The sequence below is a fragment of the Microbulbifer sediminum genome (assembly GCF_021729035.1).
Classification (GTDB): Bacteria; Pseudomonadota; Gammaproteobacteria; order Pseudomonadales; family Cellvibrionaceae; genus Microbulbifer; species Microbulbifer sediminum.
The window spans coordinates 22597-48998 of sequence record NZ_JAJSAP010000003.1 but is presented as its reverse complement, the minus strand read 5'-3'; the positions used below and the strand labels follow the sequence as shown (position 1 = coordinate 48998).

At 63.3% G+C, this 26402-nt stretch carries 22 protein-coding genes; 15 read left to right on the top strand and 7 right to left on the bottom strand.

The window, feature by feature from the left end:
- The first annotated feature begins 6 nt into the window (after positions 1 to 6).
- Together LVD11_RS05360 and LVD11_RS05355 are read left to right on the top strand one after the other, a co-directional pair.
- Complete coding sequence (locus LVD11_RS05360; protein ID WP_237057128.1) at positions 7 to 828, top strand: FTR1 family iron permease; 822 nt, start codon at positions 7 to 9, stop codon at positions 826 to 828.
- A gap of 19 nt (positions 829 to 847) precedes the next feature.
- The gene (locus LVD11_RS05355; protein WP_237057127.1) at positions 848 to 1546 is read left to right on the top strand and encodes a hypothetical protein; all 699 of its coding nucleotides are present in this window, start codon (positions 848 to 850) and stop codon (positions 1544 to 1546) included.
- A 43-nt stretch (positions 1547 to 1589) separates the two neighbouring features.
- On the opposite strand, the gene LVD11_RS05350 is transcribed toward LVD11_RS05355, so the two are convergent.
- From LVD11_RS05350 to LVD11_RS05340, 3 genes are all read right to left on the bottom strand, one after another.
- Positions 1590 to 3470 (bottom strand): alpha-amylase family glycosyl hydrolase, encoded by a 1881-nt coding sequence (locus LVD11_RS05350; protein ID WP_237057126.1) that lies wholly within the window; start codon positions 3468 to 3470, stop codon positions 1590 to 1592.
- Positions 3471 to 3574: 104 nt separating this feature from the next.
- Positions 3575 to 6007, bottom strand: a complete 2433-nt coding sequence (locus LVD11_RS05345; protein ID WP_237057125.1) for a glycoside hydrolase family 31 protein — start codon at positions 6005 to 6007, stop codon at positions 3575 to 3577.
- A 50-nt stretch (positions 6008 to 6057) separates the two neighbouring features.
- A complete protein-coding gene (locus LVD11_RS05340) occupies positions 6058 to 7917 on the bottom strand; it encodes a glycoside hydrolase family 13 protein (RefSeq protein ID WP_237057124.1) in 1860 nt (619 codons plus the stop codon).
- 428 nt (positions 7918 to 8345) lie between these two features.
- Between LVD11_RS05340 and LVD11_RS05335 the strand changes: the two genes are divergently transcribed.
- Both LVD11_RS05335 and LVD11_RS05330 read left to right on the top strand, forming a co-directional pair.
- Complete coding sequence (locus tag LVD11_RS05335; RefSeq protein WP_439651272.1) at positions 8346 to 9830, top strand: MFS transporter; 1485 nt, start codon at positions 8346 to 8348, stop codon at positions 9828 to 9830.
- A gap of 145 nt (positions 9831 to 9975) precedes the next feature.
- Positions 9976 to 11385 (top strand): alanine/glycine:cation symporter family protein, encoded by a 1410-nt coding sequence (locus LVD11_RS05330; protein ID WP_237057122.1) that lies wholly within the window; start codon positions 9976 to 9978, stop codon positions 11383 to 11385.
- 85 nt (positions 11386 to 11470) lie between these two features.
- Here the strand turns inward: LVD11_RS05330 and LVD11_RS05325 are convergent, their stop codons facing one another.
- On the bottom strand, positions 11471 to 12064 hold the full coding sequence (locus LVD11_RS05325) for a L,D-transpeptidase family protein (RefSeq protein ID WP_237057121.1): 594 nt from the start codon (positions 12062 to 12064) through the stop codon (positions 11471 to 11473).
- Positions 12065 to 12411: 347 nt separating this feature from the next.
- Here LVD11_RS05325 and LVD11_RS16885 point away from each other — a divergent pair, with 347 nt between their 5' ends.
- Together LVD11_RS16885 and LVD11_RS05320 are read left to right on the top strand one after the other, a co-directional pair.
- Complete coding sequence (locus tag LVD11_RS16885) at positions 12412 to 12534, top strand: hypothetical protein (RefSeq protein ID WP_255775385.1); 123 nt, start codon at positions 12412 to 12414, stop codon at positions 12532 to 12534.
- A gap of 183 nt (positions 12535 to 12717) precedes the next feature.
- Positions 12718 to 12972 (top strand): hypothetical protein, encoded by a 255-nt coding sequence (locus tag LVD11_RS05320; RefSeq protein ID WP_237057120.1) that lies wholly within the window; start codon positions 12718 to 12720, stop codon positions 12970 to 12972.
- A 239-nt stretch (positions 12973 to 13211) separates the two neighbouring features.
- On the opposite strand, the gene LVD11_RS05315 is transcribed toward LVD11_RS05320, so the two are convergent.
- Positions 13212 to 14864 carry an alpha-glucosidase gene (locus tag LVD11_RS05315; protein WP_237057119.1) on the bottom strand — a complete coding sequence of 551 codons (1653 nt, stop codon included), beginning with the start codon at positions 14862 to 14864 and terminating at the stop codon, positions 13212 to 13214.
- A 100-nt stretch (positions 14865 to 14964) separates the two neighbouring features.
- Positions 14965 to 17697 (bottom strand): HTH-type transcriptional regulator MalT, encoded by a 2733-nt coding sequence (malT, locus tag LVD11_RS05310; protein WP_237057118.1) that lies wholly within the window; start codon positions 17695 to 17697, stop codon positions 14965 to 14967.
- Between the two features lie 324 nt (positions 17698 to 18021).
- On the opposite strand from malT, the gene LVD11_RS05305 reads away from it, so the two are divergent.
- The 8 genes from LVD11_RS05305 (at position 18022) to LVD11_RS05270 (ending at position 23335) form a co-directional block, all read left to right on the top strand.
- On the top strand, positions 18022 to 18909 hold the full coding sequence (locus LVD11_RS05305) for a hypothetical protein (RefSeq protein ID WP_237057117.1): 888 nt from the start codon (positions 18022 to 18024) through the stop codon (positions 18907 to 18909).
- A gap of 79 nt (positions 18910 to 18988) precedes the next feature.
- A complete protein-coding gene (locus tag LVD11_RS05300; protein WP_305080661.1) occupies positions 18989 to 19639 on the top strand; it encodes an MBL fold metallo-hydrolase in 651 nt (216 codons plus the stop codon).
- A gap of 74 nt (positions 19640 to 19713) precedes the next feature.
- The gene (locus LVD11_RS05295; RefSeq protein WP_237057116.1) at positions 19714 to 20286 is read left to right on the top strand and encodes a DUF2799 domain-containing protein; all 573 of its coding nucleotides are present in this window, start codon (positions 19714 to 19716) and stop codon (positions 20284 to 20286) included.
- Positions 20287 to 20296: 10 nt separating this feature from the next.
- Positions 20297 to 20728, top strand: coding sequence for a hotdog fold thioesterase (locus LVD11_RS05290; protein ID WP_237057115.1), 432 nt, complete (start codon positions 20297 to 20299; stop codon positions 20726 to 20728).
- A complete protein-coding gene (locus LVD11_RS05285; protein WP_237057114.1) occupies positions 20725 to 21432 on the top strand; it encodes a M48 family metallopeptidase in 708 nt (235 codons plus the stop codon). The genes LVD11_RS05290 and LVD11_RS05285 overlap by 4 nt, the downstream gene beginning before the upstream one ends.
- Before the next feature lie 98 nt (positions 21433 to 21530).
- The gene (locus LVD11_RS05280) at positions 21531 to 21899 is read left to right on the top strand and encodes a DUF2750 domain-containing protein (protein ID WP_237057113.1); all 369 of its coding nucleotides are present in this window, start codon (positions 21531 to 21533) and stop codon (positions 21897 to 21899) included.
- A 90-nt stretch (positions 21900 to 21989) separates the two neighbouring features.
- Positions 21990 to 22385 carry a VOC family protein gene (locus LVD11_RS05275; protein ID WP_237057112.1) on the top strand — a complete coding sequence of 132 codons (396 nt, stop codon included), beginning with the start codon at positions 21990 to 21992 and terminating at the stop codon, positions 22383 to 22385.
- A 20-nt stretch (positions 22386 to 22405) separates the two neighbouring features.
- The gene (locus LVD11_RS05270) at positions 22406 to 23335 is read left to right on the top strand and encodes an SDR family oxidoreductase (RefSeq protein ID WP_237057111.1); all 930 of its coding nucleotides are present in this window, start codon (positions 22406 to 22408) and stop codon (positions 23333 to 23335) included.
- 35 nt (positions 23336 to 23370) lie between these two features.
- On the opposite strand, the gene mnmH is transcribed toward LVD11_RS05270, so the two are convergent.
- Positions 23371 to 24450, bottom strand: coding sequence for a tRNA 2-selenouridine(34) synthase MnmH (gene mnmH / locus LVD11_RS05265; protein WP_237057110.1), 1080 nt, complete (start codon positions 24448 to 24450; stop codon positions 23371 to 23373).
- 83 nt (positions 24451 to 24533) lie between these two features.
- On the opposite strand from mnmH, the gene LVD11_RS05260 reads away from it, so the two are divergent.
- Complete coding sequence (locus LVD11_RS05260) at positions 24534 to 26402, top strand: SLC13 family permease (RefSeq protein ID WP_237057109.1); 1869 nt, start codon at positions 24534 to 24536, stop codon at positions 26400 to 26402.

Genomic DNA, 26402 nt, shown 5'->3' with positions numbered 1-26402 from the left:
AAAAGCATGTTACTCAATACTGTCATTATCATATTGCGTGAGGTCCTCGAGGCGGCACTGCTGATCAGCATCCTGCTGGCGATGAGCCGCCTGCTCCGGCTCACTCCGCACTGGGTATCGGTATCTGTCATTGTGGGCGCCGCAGGGGCGGTTTTCGTGGGCACTCAGCTGGGTGATATTTCACAGTTGCTCGACGGCGTGGGCCAGGAAGTATTCGATGCATCGCTGCAGCTGCTGATCTGTACACTCATGCTCTGGATCGCGGTGTTGTTGACCCGGAGCTTTTACCTCGGGGCCGGCTCGGGCAGGGGCCTGCCCCAGTTGATGGCAGTTACTGTGGCGCTGGCGATTATTCGTGAGGGCTCGGAAATCTACCTCTACCTTTCCGCGTTTGTGGTCCAGGCCGATCTCCTCCCGGGGGTCCTTACAGGTACCCTGCTCGGTGCAGGTATCGGTTTCAGTGTCGGGGCCCTGTTCTATTACCTCCTGCTGGGGTTGCCGTGCCGCTATACCCTGGGGGTGGCCTGTGGCCTCCTGGCCCTGGTCGCGGCAGGCATGAGTCTCCAGGCGACCCAGCTGTTGATCCAGGCCGATTGGCTGCCCGCGCAGGCTCCGCTCTGGAACAGTGGCGATGTGCTTCCCGAGGCGTCCGTGGCCGGCCAGCTGCTGTACGCATTACTCGGCTACGAGGCAAGCCCTTCCCCTGTGGAAGTCACGGTTTACCTGTTGTCGGTGCTGCTGATGCTGGGGGTATTGTTCCTGGCACGGCAGCGTGCGCGCTCACGTGAGGTCGGGGAAAGGCAGACCGATGCTGCACCCATGGTTTAAATATGGATCGCAATCGGGGTTGCCCCTGGCGGCAATCCTGTTTCTCCCAGCGCTTGTCCTCGCCGATGGCGTCGTGGTCGATCGGGTTTATGACCCGTACGTTCAACCCTTGGAGAAGGAGCTCGAATGGCGCTCGCTGGTGGTCGGGGATGCGGAGGACCCGGCGCTCGACCGTTTGCAGGTGCATCGCCTGGGTGTCGGTTATGGTTTCAGCGATCGATGGTCTGGCGAGATTTACCTGATCGGTGCCGATGGCGGGGACAGCGAACTCGAGGTTGAGGCCGCTGAGCTGGAGGCAAAGTGGCAGCTGACTGAACAGGGGGAGTATGCCGCTGACTGGGGCCTGTTGTTCGAGCTGGAAAAGGAATTCGGCGAGAACCAGTGGGAGGGGGCAACTACCTTACTGGCGCTGCGGGAATGGGGGCGTTGGGTGGGCACCGCCAACCTGGCACTGGGCTATGAATGGGGTAGGGAGATTGAAAGTGAGTGGGAGACTGAACTGCGTCTCCAGGGCCGCTATCGCCTGCAGGAGTCATTTGAGCCGGCACTGGAATTCTATGTCGGCGAGGATTATCGCGGGGCCGGCCCGGTCATCCGCGGGAGCCACCGGTTCACCGGGGCCCGAAGCCTGACATGGGAGTTTGGGGTGATCCTTGGCCTGGATGGTGTGAGCCCGGAGCAGAGCTGGCGCCTGCTGGTGGAGTATGAGTTTTTCTGACAGGCTCCGGGGTGCGTTCCCGCACCCCGGAAAGGGGAGTGGATCAGCGCTGTAGCTGCAGGATATGCGCGGCAAACGGAGGCAGGGTAAGTTCTACCTCGCCATCGCCGTCACTGACGACCAGCTCTGCTTCTGCTGACTGTTCCAGCTGGTCTACCAGGGGATAGCTGCCGTCAGCCAGGTCCCATGCCTTCACCAGTTCTGCCGGTAGCCCCAGCGTCAGCTGCTTCTCTTTCCCGGAAAAATTCACAACGACTACCAGGCTCTCGTCACCTGACCAGCGTGCGAATGCATACTGCTGCTGGCCGTAGCCCTTGCCGTATTTACGGTTAAATTCGTGCAGGTCAGTAAAGCTACCTCGCAGCGCTTCACTGTTGGTGGAGAAATTCAGCAGGCGGCGATAGAAGGCCTGCAGTTCTTTTTCATAGCCCGCAAGGCGGCCCCCATCGAAGCTGCCGCCATCTACCCAGCGGCGCACGCTCGGTACCGACCAGTAATCGAAGATGGTGGTGCGGCTGGCCTTGCCGAAGCCGGCATCCTCGCTGGCGGGCTCGCCGAACTCCTGGCCGAAGTAGTGCAGGGTGGGTGCCGCGGAGACCGTGGCGGAGACCACCATGGCCGGCTTGCCCATGCGGGCGTCGCCGGCAAACTCGGTGCTGGCGATACGCTGCTCATCGTGGTTTTCCATAAAATGCAGCATATGCGGGGCGATATCCTGCAGTTCCGCCTGGACCTCGGCAATCCGGTCGGTGCTGCCTTCACCTTCCATTACCGCCCGGATTGCATCGTAGGTGCCCACCTTGTCGTACAGGTAATCCATCTTGCCCAGGTGAATATAGTCGCGGTAACGCTCCGGGGTGTAGATCTCGGCCAGCAGCAGGGTCTCCGGGGCCTTCACCTTGATCGATGAATTCAGGTAGCTCCAGAACTCCACGGGTACCATGCCGGCCATATCGTAACGAAAACCGTCCACGCCGAAGTCCAGCCAGTAGTGGGTGATATCCCGGAACTTCTCCCAGGAATCCGGTACGTCCTTGTCCGCCCAGTATTCCGCGTGGGCCCGGTAATCCTTTTCCGCGTAGTCTGCCGGTAATTCGGGGAAGTCCTTGCTGCCGTCCGGGCGTACACCGAAATTGATCTTGACGGTTTCGTACCAGTCATTGATATCCGGCTGTGCCGCGCTGGCACCGTTCCCGGTCCACTTGGCCGGACTTTCTGTAAATTCGCCATCTGCCAGGGGATGGGCCTCGCCGTTCAGTGGCTGGTAGTCATCGGACTGCGGGACTTCGAAATCCTCGCCGATGACATAGTAAAAATTGTTGTCGCGGGCGTAGGTCACCGAAGTGTCGTCTTCGCTGCCGAAATCCCTCACCCCTTCCGGCTTGTCGAGGGATTCATAAGCACGCGCTACGTGGTTGGGCACGATATCGATAATCACCTTGAGGCCGGCGTCGTGACTGCGTTCGACCAGCTGGTGGAATTCCTGCAGGCGCCGGGCCGGGTCCTCTGCCAGGTCCGGGTTCACACTGTAGTAGTCCTTGATGGCATAGGGTGAGCCTGCACGTCCCTTGACCACGTCCGGATCGTCGTTGCTGATCCCGTATTCACTATGGTCGCCTACCAGGGCATGGTGCAGGGAGCCGGTGTACCAGATATGGGTGGCGCCCAGCTCGCGGATTTTGTCCAGGGCCTTGGGGGTGAAGTCGTTAAACTTGCCGACCCCGTTTTCCGCGATGGTGCCCCAGGGCTTGTTGGTCTCGGTGGTGTTGCCGAACAGGCGCGGCAGTGTCTGGTAAATCACCGCCTTCTGTGGGTGGCCGGTCCCCGCCGCGGACTCTTCGGCTGGCGCAGCCTGTTTCTCGCCGGCACAGCCGGCGGTGGCAGCGAGCAGCGCGGTGGCGATCAGTCTGTTGAGTGTTTTCATTGAATCCCGTCTTCCCTAATTGTCGCCGTGATTCCCGGTCTTCGGTGAAACCAGGATTTTTGGGGCCTGCAGGGCAGGCTCCTGTGGATGCCTGTGGTATTTGTTCAGTGCTCGACGGTGAGTCGCAGGGGCTCCCGGCCCCAGTTGAATTTCACCCGCAGCACGCTGGCGCGCTGGTCCAGCCACGCCCCTTCGTCGGCCTGCTCGAGGTCGCGCTCACTGTCCAGTACGGGGATCGCCGTTCCGGCTGCACGCAGTTGTGACGGCTGCAGGTCCCAGTTATGGATGTTGAGGCTCACACTGCGGTGCTGTGGTTCCCCCCGGTAACCGCCACCGTCCCGGCGGAAACCAAAACGAATGCCGTCGGCACTGCGCTCGGCGTGGAAATGCAGCCTGGCGTAGCGATCGCGCGCAAAGGCGTCGACAGTGTTGCCATCATCCTCGTAGATGTAGCCGCTGGACTCCAGGGATGTCGGGTGGGCGTAGTAGTCCAGTGTCAGGTTTTCACTGGAATAGTCCCGGGTGGTGTCCATGTCTTCTACAGTGGGTATAAACGCACCGGCGCGTACCAGCACCGGGATGGTCTCCAGGTCAACCTCGACAGTGGCTCTTTCACCACTGTACTGCGCGTCAGTCCAGTAATCGAACCAGACGCCACCGGGCAGGCGCAGCTCCACCTCGTCGACACCGGCTTCGGTTACCGGGGCCACCAGGAAGTCATTGCCCCACAGGTAGGCATCCTTGTAATCCATCAGGGCCGGGTCGCTGTCGTCGGTGAAGAACAGTGGCCGCATCAGAGGCATGCCGCTCTGGCTGTTCTCGAATGCCAGGGTGTAGTTGTACGGCAACAGGCGGTAGCGCAGCTTGATATATTCGCGGGTGATATCGCGGGTGGTGCGGTCGTGGAATACCGGCTCCGAGGCGATATGCTCCTGCGCATGGGGCCGGTAGACCGGCTGGAACACGCCGTACTGCAGCCAGCGAATATAGAGCTCGCGGTCAAATTCCTCGCCGCCGGCAAATCCGCCCAGGTCGGAGTGGGTGTAGCCGAAGCCCAGCAGGCTCATGGACAGGGCCAGCTCCACCTGCGGCTTGAGACCGCCCCATTCGCGGGCCACGTCGCCGGTCCAGGGAATCATGCCGTAGCGCTGCGACCCGGGGAAACCGGCGCGCATCATGATAAACGGACGGCGTTCCGGGTATGCGGCGGTCTGCTTTTCAAACAGGGTCTGCGCCCAGCGGTGGCCGTAGGCGTTGTGCACCTCGTCTGCCATGCCGATGGCATGGACGGTATCGGACGGGTGCACTTCCGGTTCGCCCAGGTCGCCCCACCAGCCACTGACCCCCTGTTGCAGCAGGCGATCGTAGATATTCCAGAACCAGTCGCGCCCGCTCTCGTCGAACACGTCGATGAGCCCGGTGTTGCCGAAGTAGAAATCGAAGCGCCTGGGTTCCCCGGCGAGGTTCTTCGCCAGTGCGTCTGCGGCCACCGCCTGGTCCCAGCGCTCGGAGCTGGTGAGCACAAACGGCTCGGTGACCAGGATGGTCTCGATACCGCGCTCGCTGAAGTCAGCCATCATTTTTTCCGGCTGCGGGAAAGCTTCGCGATCCCAGGCCAGGTTGCCCATATGCCCCTTGATGTCGGGACCAAACCAGAACAGGTCCAGTACCACGGCATCCAGCGGGAAGTCCTCCTCGGCGAATCTATGCACGATCGCGCGGACTTCTTCCTCGGTGTGGTAGCCGAAGCGGGAGGCAAAGTTGCCCAGCGCCCAGCGCGGCGGCAGCGGCTGGCGACCGGTGACATCGACATAGTTCCCGATCAGTTCCGGATAGCTGTCACCGCTGGCGACGACATAGGCGGTACGGCCACCGACCGCCTCGAACTGCAGTACATCCTCTTCACTGGCGCCCAGGTCCAGGGTGCCGGTGGCGGAATTGTCGAACATCAGGATGTACTTGTTGCTGGACATCACTGCCGGCAGGCTGAAGTACATCTGCTCGGACTCGGTGGTGTAGCCGTAGTGCGCGCGGTTGTAGAGCGGCAGGCGCTTGCCGCGCCTGTCCATACCCAGTACACGTTCTCCGCCGCCGAGCAGCTTCTCCCCGTCTTCCAGCGCAAAGCGGAAGCCGCGCATGGTCTCGGTGGCAAAGAACCCGGTTTCCTCGCTTAGCAGTGTTTGCCCGTTGCGCTGGTAGCTGATGGCGAATGGCGATTTGCTGATTACCGCGTGCAGGTCACCGAGGTCGTAGGTCAGCTGGTCTTCACGTTCCTCGAGACGGGCTTCCACCGCCGGGCGTTGCGTGTCGGCGAGTGCGAAGGAAGGTAATTGTTTCACTCCCTCGCGCCGGTAATGCACGGCAATCGCATCGTCATTGATCGGCGTCAGAGTGACCTCACCATCGCTGGTCTCGATGGTGAGTGCGCCCCCGTCCAGGTGGTGGTCCACATACTGGCGTGACTCCAGTGCAGCGGCGCTGTGACTGGCGATGGCGCCGGCGAGGGCGCACAGTTGCAGGGTCTGTCTAAACTTCATCATCATCTCTGTCTGGGCCCGGGGCCGTTGGGCCGCCGTATTGCCGATCGTTATTGTATTTCCATCACCAGGACGTCGCGGGGCGGGATTTCCAGGCCGTCCAGCGGGTACTGGCGGCCGCTGACGACGTCCACTGCACGCCTGCGATCGCCGAGTACCTCTGCGAAGCGCGCCCGGTTGAAGGGTACTGCGTCCTCCCCCTTGTTGATTGCCACCATCACGATGTCATCGGTGTCGTGGCGAAAGTAAACATAGGTCCCGTCGATCGGGGCGAAGTGGGTGAGTTTGCCGCGATGAATTACCGGCTGGTTGCGGCGCCAGCGAAACAGCGCCCGCACGTAGGTCTGGGCCGCGCTCTGCTGTGCGGTCAGGCCCGTACCGTTGAAGCCATTGGCTTTATCGCCGGCCCAGCCGCCGGGGAAGTCGCTGCGCACGATGCCGTCGGCGCGGTGCCGGGGGCTGGTCATCAGCAGTTCGTCGCCATAGAAAAACTGCGGGATACCGCGCATGGTGGCGAGGTAGGCCACCGCCATGCGAAACCGGGCCGGGTCGTCGTTCAGCTGGCTGAACAGCCGGCTGGTGTCATGGTTGCCACCAAAGATCACCAGTCGCTCCGGGTTCGGGTACTGGAAATCGTTGGCCAGTCCCTCGTAGAGCTGGATCAGTCCGCTGCTCCAGCTCTCTTCCGCGGTCAGGGCTTCCCGCAGTGAATAATGCAGGGGGAAGTCCATCATACTTTTCAGGCGTCCGCCGGTGGCTGGCTCACTTTCGCCGCGCTGCCAGTGGGCCACCAGCGCTGCGTTGCGGGTCCACTCCTCGCCGACAATATTGAAGTCCGGGTACTCCCGGCGGATGCGCTCGGCCCACTGCTCCAGGAAGCGCGGGTCAGAGTAGGAGTAGGTGTCGGCACGGATGCCGCTCAGGCCGGCGTACTCGATCCACCACAGGGTATTCTGGATCAGGTAGTTGGCCAGCAGTGGATGGCGCTGGTTCATGTCCGGCATGGAATCCACAAACCAGCCCTCGAGGAACTGGCGCCGGTCGGCGTCACTCGCGTGGGGGTCGACGGGGGTGAACCGACTGTGGTTGGTGATCGCAAACTCGCCCTTGCGAGTGCCGGCGCCGTTCAGCCAGTCGCTGTCGGGCAGGTCGTCCAGCCACCAGTGGCCGTCGCCAATATGGTTCAGCACCACATCCTGGATAACGCCGATACCCCGTTCGCCAGCGGCGGCGACAAAAGCGCGGAACTCATCATTGCTGCCAAAGCGCGGGTCGATGCGATAGTGGTCGGTGGCGGAGTAGCCATGGTAGGAGTAACCGGGCTGGTCGTTCTCCAGCAGTGGGTTGGGCCAGATCGCGGTGAAGCCGAGCCCGTCGATATAGTCCAGCGCCGCCCGCATGCCGGCGATATCCCCACCGTGGCGCCCTCCGGGCGCGTCGCGGTCCGGGCCCTCCTGCACATCCGGTGCAGTATCGTTGCCCGGCTTGCCATTGGCAAAGCGGTCCGGGGTGATCAGGTAAATGGCGTCGCTGCTGTCGAAGCCGCGCCTGCCGCGGGGGGGCGCGGTGCGGGGAAGCAGTTCGTAATCGAAGGCACTGTGTGGGGCGCCGTCGCCCTGAAGCCGGATGGTAAAAGTGCCGGGCCCGGCGTCCGCTTCCAGGCGCAGGTTGATAAACAGGTAATTGGGGTTGTCGGTGGACTCGGTACCGAGGACGGCGACCCCCGGGTGGTCCACAGAGGCGGTGAGATCACCGATGTCTTCCCCGTGGAGCATCAGCTGGAGGCTCGGCTCCTGCATGCCGGCCCACCAGAAGGGGGGCTCCACGCGATCCGGCCCGGTGCCGGCGGCCATGGCGTACTGCCCCGCAGCAAGGGCCAGTACCTGCACCAGTGTAAGTAAGCGCTTCATCACCGTTTCCTCCCGCCGAAAATGAAACTTAACGCGTTATTGTGCGGTATCGGGTGGCGGCAAAGATCCCCCTCCCCGGCAGGGGGAGAGCGCTACAGTGCGTGCGCTCTTGCGAAGGTAACAGTATCCCGGCGACTGAAAGGTCATTTTCCCGGCTCCCGCCGTGATGCAGGCCGGCCGCCTACTCCCCCGGCGGGGGAGGATGGAGGGCCACCCTGCCCGTGCCATGATCCGGCAAAACCTATAAAGGGAAGCTCCGGACCGGGGGCTCCCGCGCAGTCAGCGATGAGTCTTTGCCTCTCCGGCACTGCCCGGCCTGGGGAGCCCTGCACGGTTTCGCGTGCCGGTGCCTCGCTGTCTGCTGGATCCGGTCCGTTGTGCGAACCGAGGTTCGCGCCACAACGATAACGAAACTCGCAGAGATGAAGATGAAACAGCCCAAGTTACCTTTCTGGCAGGTCTGGAATGTCAGCCTCGGCTTTCTCGGTGTGCAGTTCGGCTTTGCCCTGCAGAATGCCAACGCCAGCCGGATCCTCTCCGATCTGGGTGCGGACCTGCACTCACTGTCCCTGTTCTGGATTGTCGCGCCCCTGATGGGCCTGATTGTGCAGCCGATCGTGGGCTCCGCCTCCGACCGTACCTGGAGCCGCTTCGGTCGCCGCAACCCTTATATTCTGTTCGGTGCCATCGCCGCGGCGGTGGGAATGGCCTTTATGCCCAATGCCGGGATCGTGGTGGCATTCGTGGCCCCGATCCTGTTTGGCGGCGTGATGCTGGCGCTGATGGATGCGGCCTTCAATGTCACCATGCAACCGTTCCGGGCGCTGGTATCGGATATGGTGCCCTCCGAGCAGCGCACCCTGGGCTACTCGGTGCAGTCGCTGCTGATCAACATCGGGGCGGTGCTGGGATCCATGCTGCCGTTTATCCTTACCAATGTGATCGGCCTGGAAAACACCTCCAGGGGCGGCGAGGTGGCGCCCTCGGTGATCTGGGCCTTCTACATCGGTGCCTCGGTACTGCTGGGCAGTGTGCTGTGGACGGTGTTCCGCACCAAAGAATATGCCCCGAAAGAGTACAACGCCTACAAGGGCATCGATGAGCAAGCGCTGGCCCGCGAGCTGGCGGAGCGCAAGTCGCTGCTGCAGCGCCTCGGCGGATTCACCAGGTTGCTGTTCAACATGCCCCGCACCATGCGCCAGCTGGCGGTGGTGCAGTTCTTCTCCTGGTTCGCCCTGTTTATCATGTGGGTGTATACCACCCCGGCCATTACCCAGCATGTCTGGGGCGTGGACGCCAAGTGGTTCGACCACGATTACCTGGCCACCGTGGGCCAGATCCCCGACCACATTGCCGCTGCCAAGGGCGCCGCGGGCGACTGGGTGGGGATCATCTTCGCCGCCTACTCCCTGTTTGCTGCGATTTTTTCCATCGCGCTGACCCGCATCGCCGGGGCATTGGGCCGCAAGCCCACCTATGCGCTGTCGCTGCTGCTGGGCGGGCTGGGCTATATCGGTTTCCTGTTCTTCCAGGGCGGGGCGCCGACCCAGGTGGACCTGCTGATCACCGAGGTCACCGTGCCCAGTGGCGCACTGGGCCTGTTGTTGCCGATGGTGGGCGTGGGTATCGCCTGGGCGGCGATCCTGGCCATGCCCTACTCGATCCTGTCCGACTCGCTGCCGGCGAGCAAGACCGGCGTCTACATGGGAATTTTCAACTTCACCATCGCCGCGCCGCAGATCCTCTCGGCGCTGGTGGCGGGCCCGATCCTGCACAGCGTGTTCGACAACCAGGCCATCTACATCATCGTGCTGGCGGGAGTGTTTATGATCCTGGGCGCCCTGTCGGTGTTCTTTGTCCGTGAGCCGGAAGTGGCCCCGACCGCGCTGGAGCCCGAGCCGGTCGTTGCCTGACGGACCCGCTGTCAGCGTATGTGGAAAAGCCCCTCGACGAGGGGCTTTTCTGTATCCGGCCCGCGCATCTGCCGGGCGCTGCTTTGACAAGCGGGCGCGCCGCTACATAGACTCCGGGATCTACCAATAATTGACTGAAAACCGCATGTCATTCCTCCAATCCATAGATGCGGCGCTTGCCGCGTTTGCCACTTTTGTCTGGGGTACTCCGCTGCTGGTGCTACTGGTGGGCGGCGGCCTTTACCTGCTGATCGTTTCCCGCGGCCGGCCGTACCGCCACCTGGGCCACAGTGTCGACCTGCTGCGGGGCAAGTACGACAACCCCGATGATCCCGGCCAGGTACCGCACCGGCAGGCCCTGTCCACGGCTTTGTCCGGAACCCTGGGGCTGGGCAATATTGCCGGCGTGGCAATTGCCATCAGTACCGGCGGGCCGGGTGCGATCTTCTGGATGTGGGTGACTGCCCTGGTGGGGGTGGCGACCAAGTTCTACACCGCCAGCCTGTCGGTGATGTATCGCGGTCGCGATGCCGCAGGCGAGCTGCAGGGCGGACCGATGTACGTGATTCGCGAGGGGCTGGGCAGGCGCTGGATGCCGCTGGCACTGTTGTTCGCCGTGGCCGGCCTGTGCGGCATGCTGCCGGTGTTCCAGTCCAACCAGACGGTGCAGTTGCTGCGGGAATCCTTTGCCGTGCCGCTGGGCGTGGTGGGCGAGGATGGCTCATTGTGGTTCGATTTTGCCATCGGCCTGGTGCTGGCGGTTGCCGCAGCCGTGGTCATTGCCGGGCGCATCCAGCGTATCGGTAAGTTCGCGGTACGCGTAGTGCCGGGCATGGTGCTTTTTTACCTGGCGCTGACGTTTATCGTGATCGGCTATTTCTGGCAGCAGGTGCCCGCCGCCCTGGGCCTGATCCTCACCGATGCCTTCTCCGGGCAGGCCGTGGCTGGCGGGGCACTGGGAACGGTGATTGCCACCGGTATCAGCCGCGGGGCCTTCTCCAATGAGGCTGGTATCGGTACCGAGTCCCTGGCCCACGGTGCGGCCAAGACCACCGAGCCGATCCGCGAGGGCGTGGTGGCCATGGTGGGGCCGATCATCGACACACTGGTGGTATGTACCTGTACCGCGCTGGTGATCTTGCTGACCGGGGTGTGGCAACACGGGGAGGGCATCGAGGGTGTATCGCTGACTGCGGAGGCGTTCTCGCAGGTGTTCGGCCACTGGGGGCCGGTGTTGTTGCTGATGATGGTCCTGCCCCTGGCGTTCAGTACCATCGTTACCTTCTGGTATTACGGCGTTAAGTGCTTTGTATTCCTGTTTGGTGCCCGTTACCAGGCCTTTTACACCGCCGCCTATATTGCCCTGATCGTGATCGGTGCGGTGGCCTCACTGAACGCAGTCAACAGTATCATCATCGGTATGTATGCGGTGATGGCGGTGCCCACTATGGTCTCTACCCTGGCGCTGGCAAAAAGGGTCAACAGGGCTGCCCACGACTACTTCACCGCGCACGACCTGGAGGTGGCCGCAGTAAGCAAGGGCTCACATTCCTGAATCCGGTCAGCTTTGATAGCGCAAACGAAAGGCCCCTCTCCCGTCGGGAAAGGGGCCTTTTTTTGCCCGGTCGCACGGCATCGCATTAGTGCACGATGCTGACCTTGGTGCCTACCGGAGTATGGGCGAAGAAGATCTTTGCCATATGCCAGGGCAAGCGGATGCAGCCGTGGGAGTCGGGCCAGCCCGGCACCCGGCCGGCGTGCATGGTAATGGCGCCATTCACCCGCATCATGAAATCCATCGACGCGCCGCGGAACACGGCTCCGGGAGGCCGGCGATCACGGCGCACATCCACGTTGCTGCGCATCACGTAACCACGGGGGCTGACGTAATGGCCGTACAGGTTGGAGCGGTGGTTTACCTTTTTCTCGGAGATGCGGAAAGTGCCGGTGGGCGTGCGGTGGCCCGGCTTGCCGGTGGAAACCGGGGACATGCCGACCAGCTGGCCGCCCCGGTAGTAGTAGGCCATCTGGTCGCTCAGGTCGATGCGGATATGCGCCGCCCCGCCACCGGCATCGGGCCGGAACCAGGCAGAGCCGTTGTACATGGACGGATGCCGCTGGTAGGGGTGAGGGTAATCGCGGGCCTGGGCAACCGGCGCCAGCAGCGTGCCGCTACCGAGCAGCAGGACTGCGGTGATGGAAAGAATCTTGGTTAGCGAACGACGGTTCTGCATTGCACACCTCTCTTGCATACAGCTGCATCTGCGAGATGAACCCGCCGCGCGCACCTTCGCGAGGCAAAAGAAACCTACACGTCCGGCAGACGCGACAACAGGTTGTTGACTTCCCCAAAGCGGCGACCGTTGTTTCCTGGCCTCTGCCGCAGACTGGGCCCGGGCGATAAAAATCGCGCACGAGTGGTGAAGATCTTAGGGTTGGCGGTGGCGCGCTATTACACAAAAAACGCATTAAGCAGGAGCGGCATAGATACAAGGGGTATAGGTGGCAGTCGTGGTGGGGCTGTCGGAAGTCCAGAAATACAGCAAGGGTTCCGCCAGGTCCCATACAGCGGGGTGTGGATGTGGAGGATGTGAATGGTAATCCCGTGCCCGGCGGCAATGGCCTTTACCGGGTGAACGGTGAGCACTACACCGAGTATCGGTTCAATACCGAGTGGCGCATCGTAAACTGTGCGCCTTTTTAATGCCTACTCACTACCCGGGGGTGACCTTACCATTCGGTCCCAATCGCCGTGCGCGTGATCGGGCGGGCGCCGTGTTCCCGGCCCCGGGGCTGGGGACATTGATCCTGTCTATGCGCTATGCGCGTCGTGAGCATTGTGCCCCGGGACGTCCCCCGGTTGAGTCCCCTGAGTGAGGAAATATCGATGAAACGAGTATTCCTGCCCCTGCTCGCCTGGCTTGTCCTGGCGCCACCCACATTGGCGGCTGACCGAAAGCCAACGGAAGAGGAGAAGGCGAAAATTGAGGCGGCTCTCAGGACGGTCAGTTGTGAACTGGGTGTCATTGAGGTAAAGGAGTACGGCTTCCGGGTTATCGATGCAAGTTGTGAGGGCCGCGGCAGCTGGGTGGTCAAGCTCGATCAGTCTTACCAGGTGATCAGCCGCAAGCGCGACGACTGAGGAGCTGCCGCCTGGTTTGCGTTCGGTGAGGGGCCGCCTTAGGCGGGAACACAGAGCAGAAAAAAGCCGGCTCGGGGCCGGCGAAGAGAGATGTCAAAAGTGCCATCCGTTGCGGTACAAGTGACGAGAGAAATAGGGTGAGGCGCCCAGGGGTGACGAATGGCGGTTCAGGGCCCGGGGGCGCCTCGTAAACTGACTGATCTGGCTTGTGCGCCAATCCCCCCTTTTAAATCCTTGAGTTACTGGCCGGAACCGGTTTTTTTCCGGTACAGCACCCGGGCGCCCGCCACCGGGAGCGCGGCAGTGCCGCCGGTAACCTTGCCGGCGAAGCCCGCCGGAGTGATGTCCCGTGCCTCTGCGAACCCTGCGGGCAGCTCCAGTGTATCGGCCTGGTGCCCGAAGTTCGCGGCCACAAGAAATTCCTCGGTTTCAGTGCGGCGGTAGAACACCAGCAGGTCGTTGCCGGTGTCGACGATTTCCTGCTCCGCAGTGGCCAGGCCCGGCCATTCGCGGTGCCACTGCAACAGCGCGCGGAAACGGTTCAGCATGGATGCGGAGTCGTCCTCCTGCAGGCTCGCCGCCTTGTGGTAGTGCTCATCTGGCACCGGCAGCCAGGGCTTGACCGGGGAGAAGCCGGCGTTTGCCTCGCCACCATTGACCCAGGGCATGGGAGTGCGGCAGCCATCGCGGCCCTTGAACTCGGGCCACAGGTTGATGCCATAGGGGTCCACCAGGTCCTCGAAGGCGATATCCGCTTCCTCCAGGCCCAGCTCCTCGCCCTGGTACAGGCATACGCTGCCGCGCAGGGTCAGCTGGGTCAGCAGGAACATGGGCACGCGGGCGGCGGCCTGTTCCGGGTCGAAGCCCTTGTTCCAGCGGGTCATGGGGCGAGGCACATCGTGGTTGCTGATGGACCAGCAGGGCCAGCCCTCCTCGATCACCTGCTGGTTTTTGCCAAGCGTTTCGCGCAGGAATTCGGCGCTGCACTCCTCAGACAGCAGGTCAAAGGAATAGGCCATGTGCAGGCGGTTCTCGGTGGTGTAGTCGGCCATCACCTTGTGGGTGTTGTCATCGCCCACTTCGCCCACGGTGACAGTGTCCGGATACTGGTCCAGGAGCTGGCGCACGCGCTGCAGGAACACCAGGTTTTCCGGCTGGGACTTGTCGTGAATATGCCACTGGTACTGGTAAGTGTTCACCGGTGGCAGGCCATTTTCGTCCAGTTCCAGCGGCCGGGCCGGGTTGTCCTGCAGTGAGCGGTTGTGGAAAGCGTGGTTGATGGCATCCAGACGGAATCCATCCACGCCGCGTTCGAGCCAGAATTTCAGGTCCGCCAGCAACTGCTCCTGGACTTCCGGGTTATGCAGGTTCAGGTCCGGTTGTTCCTTGAGGAAATTGGTCAGGTAGTACTGGCGGCGACGGGTACACCAGCGCCAGGCACTGCCGCCGAAATTCGACATCCAGTTATTGGGCACGCTGCCGTCCGGCCTGGGATCGGCCCACACATACCAGTCGGCCCTGGGGTTGTCGCGACTGGAGCGGCTCTCCTCGAACCAGGGGTGCTGGTCGGACGAGTGACTGAGAATCTGGTCGATAATGACCTTCAGTCCGCGCTGGTGGGCCGCCTCGATCAGGTTGTCGAAGTCCTGCAGGTTACCGAAGATCGGGTCCACATCGCGGTAGTCTGCGACGTCATAGCCGAAGTCCGCCATTGGCGACTTGAAAAATGGCGAAATCCAGATGGCGTCCACGCCCAGGGACTTCACGTAGTCGAGTTTGCTGGTAATGCCTGCCAGGTCACCGATACCGTCGCCATTGGCGTCGCAGAAGCTGCGCGGATAGATCTGGTAAATAACGCTGTTGCGCCACCACTCGGTGTTGTTGCCACTCATAACTACGTCCCATCGGCAGTCGTCTTTCAGGATAGGGTCAGTATGGCGTTGGGGGGCAAGTGATGCCTCCTCCCCGTGTGGGGAGGAGGTCGAAGGAAAGTCAGGAGTGACCCTGGTCGGAGGGCTGGTCCTGCACCGAGCGCAGCATCTGCTCTGCCAGGGCGATGGCTTCCTGGCGGTCCTTCACGTCGAGTTTCTGGTACAGGCTGCGGATGTGGGTCTTGATGGTACTCGGGGCCACCTTGAAATGCCGGGCAATGCGCTCGTTCGATAGCCCGGAGTGAATGGCATTGAGTACCTGCCATTCCCGGGGCGTCAGCGGTGAGTGGCGCAGGAAGTCGGGCACCGCGTCGCTGTCGAGAATCTCGCGGATAATGGTCTCGTCCAGTTCGATCCGGATACCGCCGTCCAGCTCCGGTTGCTGCTGGGCCAGGCGGATCAGTTCCTGGGCCTTGTCCCGCTCGGCCTCCCCCAGGCCGCTGTCAATGGCGGCCTTGAGAATCACGATCAGGGGTTTGCCGATCTGCAGGAAGCTGGCCTTGAAGTCCCGTTCCACCGCGATACTCAGGGCTTCGCTGATGGCGTGTACCGCAGCCTCGCGCTGTTCGCGCAGCCACAGCAGGTGCGACTCGAGCACCAGGTTGCGCAGGCAGTCTGTCACCAGGCCACACTCGCGTGCTACCTGTTGCAGGCGGCTCAGCAGCCGGTTGGCATCGGACCAGCGGTGTACCTCGACCAGGGCGCGCACATGGTTGCGCCCGTGGCACTGCTCAAAGTGGTTGCTGGGGCGATCAGCCACCGGCTGGGCCTGTTCCAGCCAGGCGGCGATGGCCTGTTGGTCGTTCAGCGCACGCCAGGCGCGCAGCCGTGCCGCGTCGGCGTTGGCGACCCAGTCCCGGTGGTAGCGTTCGCCGGCCAGCAGGCGGTCGATCCGGGACAGCCATTCCAGTGATTCATCCCGCTCGCCGCGGGCCTGGGCCACCTTCAGTAGCAGGCTGTACTCCTGCAGTAACCAGCGCTCACCGGCCTTGCGGTTGATCTGCATACCGCGCCGGGCCGAGGCGGCCGCGTCTTCCAGCCGGCAGTCTTCCCATTCCAGCTGGCCGCCCAGCCGGCAGATGAATTCAGAAATGGGCAGGCCCACCAGGTGGTGTTCCTCCACCAGCCGCTGGGCCCGTTCCTGCAGGGCCGCGGCCTTTTTCAGCAGGCCCTGGGCAATGGCGATCTCGGTCTGCTGGCAGATTGCCCAGGCGGCACTGGGGTGATCCTGCTCGGCCAGTGCCAGGGCTTCCACTTCGCGCATATGGTCGATGGCATCGTCCAGGGCACCCAGGCAGAAGCTGGTTTCACCCACCACCAGGAGCGCAGCGATACGCTCACCCAGCTGATCCGGTCGCAGCAGCTCCAGCGCCTCCTCGGCATATTCCTTGGCCACCAGTGTCTGGCCGCGGGCCACGGCAGCCTGGGCGCGGACAGTGGCAAAGGCGCCCTCGAAATCGCGCCATTGCTCCGGGTCCTCCCGTTGGAGCCAGCTCTCCGCTGCGGTCAGTACCTTTTCGCAGTGGTCGTATTCAAAGTTGTCCCGCGCCAGCTTGGCGGCGATCAGGGTAAAGCGGGCGTTGTGTTGCAGTTTTTCGGTGCCGAGCCAGGAGAGGCAGTCGTTGAGAACGCGGATCTGGCCCTCGCGCAGGAACTGTTCGCCCTGGGCGTACAGCAGTTGCTGCAGGCGCTCGGTGTCCTCAGCTGCCAGTGCATGGCGAAGGGCTTCCAGCGGCTGGTCCAGTTCCTGCCAGGTATCGCTGGCAAGCCGGTGCAGCTCCTGCAGGCGGGTCTTCTCGGTCAGCTGGCGCTGCAGGAAGCGGGCGAATACCGGGTGGTAGCGGAACCACTGGCGGCTCGAGTCCTGCGCCTGCAGGAACAGCCCCCGGCGCGCCGCCTGCTCCAGCAGTTGCTGCCCGTCCTCGAGCCCGCTCAGGCGTTCTGCCAGGGTGGCGTTGACGCGGGTGAGGATCGAGGTACAGGCGAGCAGTTCCCGCAACTGCGGCTCGAGCCGCTCCAGTACCTCTTCCGCCAGGTAGTCGAGGATATGCGAGTGGCCCTGTTCCAGCTCTCCCAGGTAGCGGTCCACCTCCTCGGCGTTGCGCACCGACAGGGCGAACAGCTGCACTGCCGGTGGCCAGCCCTCGCTGAGCTGGTGCAGTTGCTCGACGCGATCGCTGTCGAGGCTGAAAGGCAGCCTCTGTTGCAGTAGCTGGGCGGTCTCCCCGGCATTCAGGGCCAGCCTGTCGCTGCCCAGTTCCAGCAGGCGGCCCTGTACCCGCAAGGTGGCCAGTCCCAGTGGTGGCTGGCTGCGACTGGTGAGCACCACGCCGATACCGGCCGGGGCATGCCGCAGCAGGAAGCGGGTGATGTCGTGCACTGCCTCGCTGTCGATCTGGTGGTAGTCGTCGAGCACAATGCGCAGCTCGCTGGGCAGGCCGCGCAGCTCCGCCAGTAGCTGGCTCACCACCAGTGAGGGATCGGGTCTCTGCTGGGCGCTGACCAGGGCGTGGGTCTCGGGTACGCCGTTACCGGTGGCGCGATGCACGCTTTCTACCAGGTAGCGGCAGAACTGGCCCGGCTCGTTGTCGCCACTGTCCAGCGAGAACCAGGCCACCGGGCTGTCCTGGCTGGCCGCCCAGGAGGAGACCAGGGTGGTCTTGCCATAGCCGGCCGGCGCAGTCACCAGCATGACCTGGTCGATGTCGCTCTCTTCCAGCAGGGAGAGCAGGCGCGGGCGCACCAGGGTGTTCTCCGGGCAGTCCGGCAGGCTGTATTTGGAGGCTAGTAGCATCGCTGAGAATCGGCCCGTTGATTGGTTTTTGTACAGGCGTAATTATGCACGATGAGCATCCCATGGCTACCGCTGCGTGACATCCTCCCCCGGGGGGGGAGGGCCGCTCGTCCCGCCACATCGGCTGTCAGTGCAGCGACCGGGCTCCCGGGCGCTTGCAAAACCGTGACCAGATGGTACTTTCGTGTTCAACCTGCGATCAGGTTCCGGTTTTTCAGCGGTGCCATTACTCAAAATACGACAATAAACAAGCCGCGCAGATGTCCAGGCGCAGCCATAACAACAAACACAACAACAAAGAAGAACAACCAATCAGGGGCATTCATGACCGATATAGTCATTCTGGCGGCGCCGGGAATGGGGGCGGCGGACGACAGTTTCGCCGAGCCGCTGTTCCGCGCCCTGCGCCAGGGGCTGGGGGACGACTGGGGGCGACTGCACTGCGACACCATTCCCTGCCACGAACACCTGCACACCAACGTCGAGCGCGTCTTCGAGGGGATGAAGAAGCGCGATATGGATTTCCTGCGCGCACGCCGTTTTATGTTGTTTGGTATGGCCGAGAGCGCCGCCCAGTTTTCCTCGTCACAGCAGCGCGACGGCAACTACGACAAGACCCAGCAGGCCATTTATCGCACCCTGGAGAAGGCCGCCGCCGCGGCCGGGGACACGGCGCCGGTGCTGCTGCTCAGTCACTCTGCCAGTTGCACAACACTGTCCAACTACCTCTGGGATGCCCAGCGACCCACCATCGGCCATGGCATCTGGCGCGATGGCGGGCCGCGCGGGGTACACAAGGGCTCGGCGCGCGACCTGTTCCTGCGCCTGAAGACCCTCAGCCACTGGTACACGATGGGGCCCACCATGCCACTGTGGAGCGCCGCCCTGCCGCGAGAGCAGATCCAGGCAGTGACCGCCGACACCCGCGGTTACAGCTTTCGCTGGAAGAATTTCTACCATCCCGACGACCTGTTCGGCTGGCCGTTGAAGCCCCTTAGCCCCTCCTACAACCAGGCGGTGTACCGGGATTACGAGACCTGTTCGCTGGCGGAAACCGGTGCGGCCCAATGGGGGCCCCAGCTGGTGGCGCACCAGGGATACTGGGAAAGTGAGCTGGTGCAGGAGCAGTTGCTGCAGGACCTGCGGGCACTGCTGCAGCGTACCGGGGGACGTCCGGTAACAGCCCGCAGCCACACCGCCGCAACTGCCTAGGTTGCAGGGACGGGGGCGCTGAATCGTGTGTTGGCCTCTGTATAATGGTGGCTGAATTCAACGTTGGTGGTTTACTCCTATGTCCCTGCAGTTTCATACCGTCCCGGTCACGCCATTCCAGCAGAACTGCACGCTGCTCTGGTGCGAAAACAGCAAGCGCGCCGCGGTGGTCGACCCCGGTGGCGATATTGAGCGCATCCTGGCAGCGGTGGAAGAGCGTGACCTGAAGCTGGAGAAAATCCTGCTCACCCACGGCCACCTGGACCATGTCGGCGGCACCGCCGCACTGGCGGCGCAGCTGCAGCTGCCCATCGAGGGCCCGCAGCGCGAAGATGCGTTCTGGATCGAGCAGCTGGCGGTGCAGACGCAGATGTTCGGCTTCCCGCCGGTGGAGAGCTTTACCCCGGATCGCTGGCTGGAGCAGGGCGATACTGTCACCGTGGGCGAGGAGACGCTGGAGGTGCACCATTGCCCCGGCCATACCCCGGGCCATGTGATCTTCTTCCATCCCGGCAGCCGACTGGCCCTGGTGGGGGATGTCCTGTTTGCGGGCTCCATCGGCCGCACCGACTTCCCCCGCGGCGACCACGATACCCTGGTCCGCTCGATCCGGGAGAAGCTCTGGCCGCTGGGGGATGATGTGCGCTTTATCCCGGGGCACGGCCCGATGTCGACCCTCGGCCAGGAGCGGGAGACCAACCCCTTTGTCGCCGACAAGCGTTTCGGCTGACGTGCCCGCGCGTGGGGCGCGGGGAGAGACCAGATAACGAGATTGCCCGCATAACGGCAATCCGGGGGCCAGTGATGATAAGAGTTAAGCACGTGTTGATGCCCGCCATGGCGCTATTGCCGGTGCTGCTGCCCGGTTGCGCGGTGATTTCAGAGGAACAGTGTCGTGCCGGAAACTGGTACGAGCTGGGGGTGCAGGACGGCAGCCGCGGGGTCGGGCAGGCGAAGGTGTACGAAATGGCGCAGGAGTGCCAGCAGTACGGCGCGCGGGTGGACAGCGATGCCTGGTTGCGGGGACACGAGGAAGGGGTGGAGGAATACTGCACCGCGGAGAACGGTTACGTCGAGGGGCGTCGCGGGCGCGATTACCAGGGCGTGTGCACTGGCCCCACTGCCGATCTGTTTTTGAGGGAATACCAGCGCGGCCTGGCGCTCTACCGGGTAGAGCAGCAGTACCGCCAGCTGGTGAGCCGCCACGAATACCTGCGGGACGAACTGTTCGCGGTCCGCGCCGCCCTGAACGCGGCGGAGTCCGAGGAAGAGCGCCAGGCCCTGCAATTGCGTCGCCGTTCACTGCGGCAGGAGCTGCGTCTGCTGGACCTGGAACTGCATCGATTCGGCGCCCCGGGCGTCAGTTTCTGGTACTGAGGAAATTTGTATGGGTATCTGGCACCACGAGGCCTCCCTGGATGAGCTGAATGAGATGTGCAACGGCTGTATGCCGGCGCATGTGGGGATTGAAGTCACCGAGCTGGGGGAGGATTACCTGACCGCCACCATGCCGGTGGACCGGCGTACACGCCAGCCATTCGGCATCCTGCACGGCGGCGCCAGCGTGGTGCTGGCGGAAACGCTGGGCTCGATCGCCGCCAACCTGGTGGTGGACGGGAAGAAGTTTTACTGCGTGGGCCAGGAAATCAACGCCAACCACCTGCGCCCGGTGGCGGAGGGTGTTGTCACCGGTACCACGCGCCCGGTGCACATCGGTCGCAGCAGCCAGGTGTGGGAAATCCGTATCACCGATCCCAGTGGCAAGCTCAACTGCATCTCCCGCATCACCATGGCGGTAGTGCCTCACGGCGACCGATGATCGACGTGGGGCAGTACGTATTCGAGGAGGTGCCGTACCGGCTGGTGCGCTCGCCCCGGCGCAAGCGCCTGGGGCTGGTGCTGGCGGGTACCGGAGTGGAGGTGCGGATACCGCAGCGTTGTGCGGCGCGCCACGGGCACCGGTTCCTGCAGGAAAACATCCACTGGGTGCGTACCCAGTTACTGCAGGCTCGCCAGCGTGCAGCCGAGGTGCCGCAGCACCGGTTTGCGTTCGGTGAGTCATTCCCCTGGCTGGGACGCCGGTTGCCGCTGCTGCGCGCCAACCGACCGGCGGATGCCGGAATGCGCGATGACGCCATCCACCTGTATACCCGCGCGCGAGATCCCGATGCACAGCAAGTGCAGGCCGCCCTGCGGCGGCTTTACCAGCGCGAGGCGCTGGCGCTGTTTCGCGAGCGTTCCACGGAAGTGGCCGGGCGACTGGGGTTGCGTTTCAGTGCGGTGCGGGTGCGGCGTACCCGCAGCAAGTGGGGTCACTGCACCCTGCGGGGTGAATTGCAGTACAACTGGCTGGTGAGCCTTGCCCCGGTGGCGGTGGTGGATTACCTGGTGGCGCACGAGGTCTGTCACCTGCAGCACCACAATCACAGTCCCGCCTTCTGGCAGCTGGTGGCCAGCGTTTGCCCGGATTACCGGGAACTGCGGCGCTGGCTGCGCGATAACGGCCACCGGCTGGTACTGTGATCCCGGTCTGCGTCGATCGATCGCGCAGCCGCAGGTTGCCTTTGGTGCCTCTCGCGAAACTGGCGTAAACTGCCATCGAATTCCAAGGTGCTGCTGCCATGCAAGTCGAACCCCTGAGCAATGATTTCGAGGACAACTGCGCGCGATTCCTGCCGGAAGCGGCGGCGCAGGGGTGTGTCTGGGCCCTCGAGGGGGAAGAGGGCTTTGCGCTGTGCGCGTCGGAAAAATACCCGGAAACGGATGTGATGCCTTTCTGGTCACAGCGGGAGTTTGCCGAGGGGCATATCTCCGGCGACTGGGCCGGTTACCGGGTGGTGGCGATTGACCTGGAAGAGTTTATGGACGACTGGCTGACCGGCATGCACGACGACGTGCTGCTGGTGGGCATCAACTGGAACAGCGAGCTGGAAGGCATCGAGCTGGAGCCCCTGGACCTGCTGGAGCAGCTCGAGCACGAGCTGCAGTAGGGTACGCGGCGTGCCAACAGGCGAAATAGTGGCGGCTGCTGTCAGAGCCCGGGGCCAGCAGAGCAGATAACGATAAAAAGAGGTCTCCGGATGGGGCGGTTTCTCGGTTTGCGCACCGTCGTTTACGGTGTCCCGGACCTCGCGGAGGCGCGAGGCTGGTACATCGCGGCGCTGGAGCTCGAACCCTATTTCGACAGCGAATGCTATGTAGGCTTTGACGTGGGCGGGTTTGAACTGGGCCTGAACCCTGATGCCCGCAGTGTCACCAGCCGGGCCGATGGTGTGGTTGCCTACTGGGGCGTTGCCAATATCGCCGCGGAGGTGGAGCGGTTGAATGCCCTGGGTGCGCGTCAGCACAGCGAGACGGTGGATGTGGGAGATGGCATATTGATGGCCAGCTTCCTCGATCCGTTCGGCAATATTTTCGGCCTGATCGAGAACCCCCATTTTCGTGAGCAATCGCCGGCACCGGCCGGTGCAACGTAAGGATCGTGGAGCCGCGACCAGTGAGTAGACCGCCCGCCTCGAATTATCGCCCTTCCGACGCCGGCTTTGCCGCCGAGAGCTTGGTACAGATCGGCCGCGGGTACATAGTGCCCGACCGGGTGGCGCTGATCACCGGGTGTTCCAGTGGCATCGGCCGGGAGCTGGCCCTGGCCCTGCATCGCCGCGGCACTATCGTTATTGCCACTGCCCGGCGCCCGGAAAGCCTGCAGGAGCTGGCCGACATGGGGATTGCCACCGAGGCGCTGGACGTCAACTCCCAGGCTGATATCAATCGTGTCGTGCACGCCCTCAAGGCCGCATACGGCCGCCTGGATATCCTGATCAACAATGCCGGCTATGGCCAGATGGGCCCGCTGATCGAGCTCGATACGCGGGCGCTGGAGAACCAGTTCCGTACCAATGTCTTTGCCCCCATGGCGCTGATCCGCGCCTGTGCGCCACTGATGCGGTCTGCGCGACGCGGGCTGATCTGCAATATTGGCTCGGTATCCGGGATACTGCCGACCCCTTTCTCCGGCGCCTATTGCGCCTCCAAGGCGGCGTTGCACACGTTATCGGATGTATTGCGGCTGGAGCTGAAACCATTCGGCATTCGCGTGATGACGGTGCAGCCGGGAGCCATTGCATCCGAGTTCGGTCGCCACGCCGAGGTTTCACTGCGCGGCCTGCTGGCCCCGGATTCCTGGTACAAGCGGCAGGAGGATGCTGTGCGGGCGCGAGCCCAGGAGTCGCAGCATAATGCGACCCTGGCCAGTGAGATGGCACGGCAGCTGGTGAGGGAGTTGCTGCGCAAGCGGCCCCGGCGCCTGGTGCGGATCGGCAACCGCAGCACCCTGTTGCCGTGGATGGCGCGCTGGCTGCCCCGGCGCCTGCGCGACCGGCTGTTGGCGCGCCGTTTCCAGCTGACCCGAACTTCTCCCACTTCCTGAGCAGCCTTTCCGGTGGCTATCGCCACTTCAGCTGGCTAGCGGGATTGCAGCCACTCCGCCACCTCTGCATAAGTGCCACGGAAAAGCACAGTGCCCGCGTGCTTCTGCATCGTGTGGTCGTAGGCGCGGTCGTAGTAATCGCGCAGCAGGGAAATGACAACAGGGATATAGCCCTCGCTGTCACCGCAGCGGGCAAGCTCGGCGTTGGCACTGGCGAGCTGTTCGTCCAGCTGTTGGTGCCGCAGGCCACCCAGGCGCTTGCGCAGACGGGCGAGGCTGGCGCGAAGCTCTTCTCCCAGAGCTGCATGGGGGCCCTCATCCGCGTCGGCAAAGCGAGTCAGTGCCGTGCTGACATAGTCACGCACAATGCGGCGGGCGCGATTCTCCACCGGCTCGTCCACGAGCACCCGCGGCGCCACATGCATCCCCTGGCGCATGATGACCGGCAGGGCGCAACGCCCGATCAGGCGACTCTCGTCCTCCAGGAAGACTTCCCCTGATTCCTCGCCCAGTTTCAGGAGTTCGGTAGCGAGCCTGTTCTCGAAATCGATCTGAGAGGGCTGCGGCAGCCCGGTGCGCCCAAAGGAGGAGCCGCGGTGCCGTGCGATGCCTTCCAGGTCTACCGCGCGCCGGGCGTAGTGCAGCAGCTCGGTTTTGCCGGAACCGGTATGGCCGCTCAGCACCACAAATGACAGGTGCGCGCATTGTCGTGTCAGCTCTTCGATCAGGAAGTTGCGCATGGCCTTGTAGCCGCCCTCGACGAGCGGATAGTCGATGCCGGCCTCACGCAGGAGCTGCTGGGTGGTGCGGGACCGCAGCCCGCCGCGGAAACAGTACAGGTATCCATTCGGGTGGCGCCCGACGAACGCGCGCCAGGCGGCCAGGCGGTCGGCCCGCACCTCGTCGGTGGCCAGGGTCCAGCCAAGCTCAATGGCGGCATCCTGCCCGGCCTGCTTGTACTCGATACCTACAGCCTCCCGCTGGTGGTCGTCCAGCAGGGGCAGGTTCTCGCTGGTGGGGAAGGCGCCGCGGGCGAATTCCACCGGGGCGCGCACATCCATCAGTGGGACGTCGTCCAGGAACAGCTGGCGGTAGTTGTCGGTGTTGTGGCGCAAATCAAGACTCCTCAGATGGCGGCGTGAGTGTAACCTGAAAAGAGTTTTTCCACAGGACCAGGTTGCCACGGACGCGGCTCCCAATGACGCTCGAACAGCTGACGCTATTCATTATCCTCACCATCACCATCGCCATGTTCATCTGGGGCAACTGGCGCCACGACATGGTGGCCCTGGGATCCCTGCTGGCCTGTGTGGTGACCGGGCTGGTCCAGCCGGAGGATGCCTTTGACGGGTTTGGCCACCCGGCGGTGGTGACCGTGGCCTGTGTACTGATCCTGAGCCGCGGGCTTCAGAGCACCGGTGCCATGGGTGCCCTTGCGCAGCGCCTGATTCCCAGGACCGGCAGTGTCACCGCCATCATCGCCGCGTTGACGGCGGTGGGGGCCCTGATGTCGGGCTTCATGAACAACGTTGGGGCCATGGCCCTGCTGATGCCGGTGGCGGCAGACGTTGCCGAGCGGAACAAGCTGCCACCTGGCAAGGTGCTGATGCCGCTGTCCTTCGGCACCATCCTCGGCGGCATGACCACCCTGATTGGCACTCCGCCCAACCTGATCGTATCCGGTTTCCGCGACTCCGCCGGGGCCGGCAGTTACGGCATGTTCGACTTTACCCCGGTCGGGCTGGTGGTAGCCCTGGTGGGGGTGGCTTTCGTGTCACTGGTGGGCTGGCGTCTCGTTCCCTTCCGCACCCAGGCCGGGGCCGCCACGTTTGATACCGGTACTTACCTGACCGAGGCCCTGGTGGAAGAGAAAAGCGCCGCCGATGGCAAAACCCTGTGGGAAATATCCCAGATGCTGGAGGAGGAGGATGCGCAGGTGGTGGGTGTGGTGCACAACGACATCCGGGTCTCACCGGCCACCCCGGCACAGCGTATCCGTAGCGGCGATATCCTGATCATGGAGGCAGAGCCCGAGGCGTTGACCTCGTCGGTGGCGAAACTGGGCCTGCGCCTGACGGCAGACCCGGAAGAACACAGTGCGACAGATAAAAAGGAAAAAAAACAGGAAAAACGCGGGGAGCAAACGGAGAAAAAGTCCCGTGGCCCGAATGGCGATAACGGAGAAAAAGACAAGGAGCGCTCGACGGAGGACGATATCCAGTTGCGGGAGCTGGTGGTAATGCCGGATTCACCGCTCACCGGTCGTACCTCCCGTATGCTGCGGTTGCCGGCACGCTACGAAATTAACCTGCTGGCGCTTTCGCGCCAGGGGCGCCGCTCTGTCCGGCGGCTGCGCTCCACACCGCTGCGCCCGGGGGATGCCCTGTTGATGATGGGCACCGACTACAGCCTGAACACCTTTGCCGCAGAGCAGGGCTGTGTGCCACTGGCGACGCGGGATATCAGTATCCCCAATACTGAAAAAGCAGTGGTGGCCCTGGTGGCCATGGCGCTGGCCGTTGCCGGTGCCGCGTTCGGGTTGCTGCCGGCAGCGATCTCGTTCGCCGCCTGTGTACTGGCTTATATGGCGCTTAAAGTGATGCCGCTGCGCAATGTCTATGAGTCTGTGGACGGGGCCGTGATAGTGCTGCTGGGCGCATTGATCACGGTGGCAGAGGCGATGGAGCAGATCGGTGCCGCGGACCTGGTGGCGCAGGTGTTGCTCGATAATGTCGCCCAGGGCAACGCGGTGATCACCCTGGTTATCCTTTTGGTGGTGACGATGACCCTGTCGGATTTTATGAACAATGCCGCGACGGCAGCGGTCATGTGCTCGATTGCCGTCAGCGCCGCGGCCCAGCTGCAGGTGAACCCGGACAGCTTCCTGATGGCTGTGGCCATCGGCTCGTCCTGTGCCTTCCTGACCCCGGTTGGGCACCAGAACAATACCCTAATCCTGGGGCCGGGGGGCTTCAAGTTCAGCGATTACTGGCAGATGGGGCTTCCCATGGAAATCCTGGTGATCATCGTCAGCGTGCCCATGCTGCTTTGGGTGTGGCCATTATGA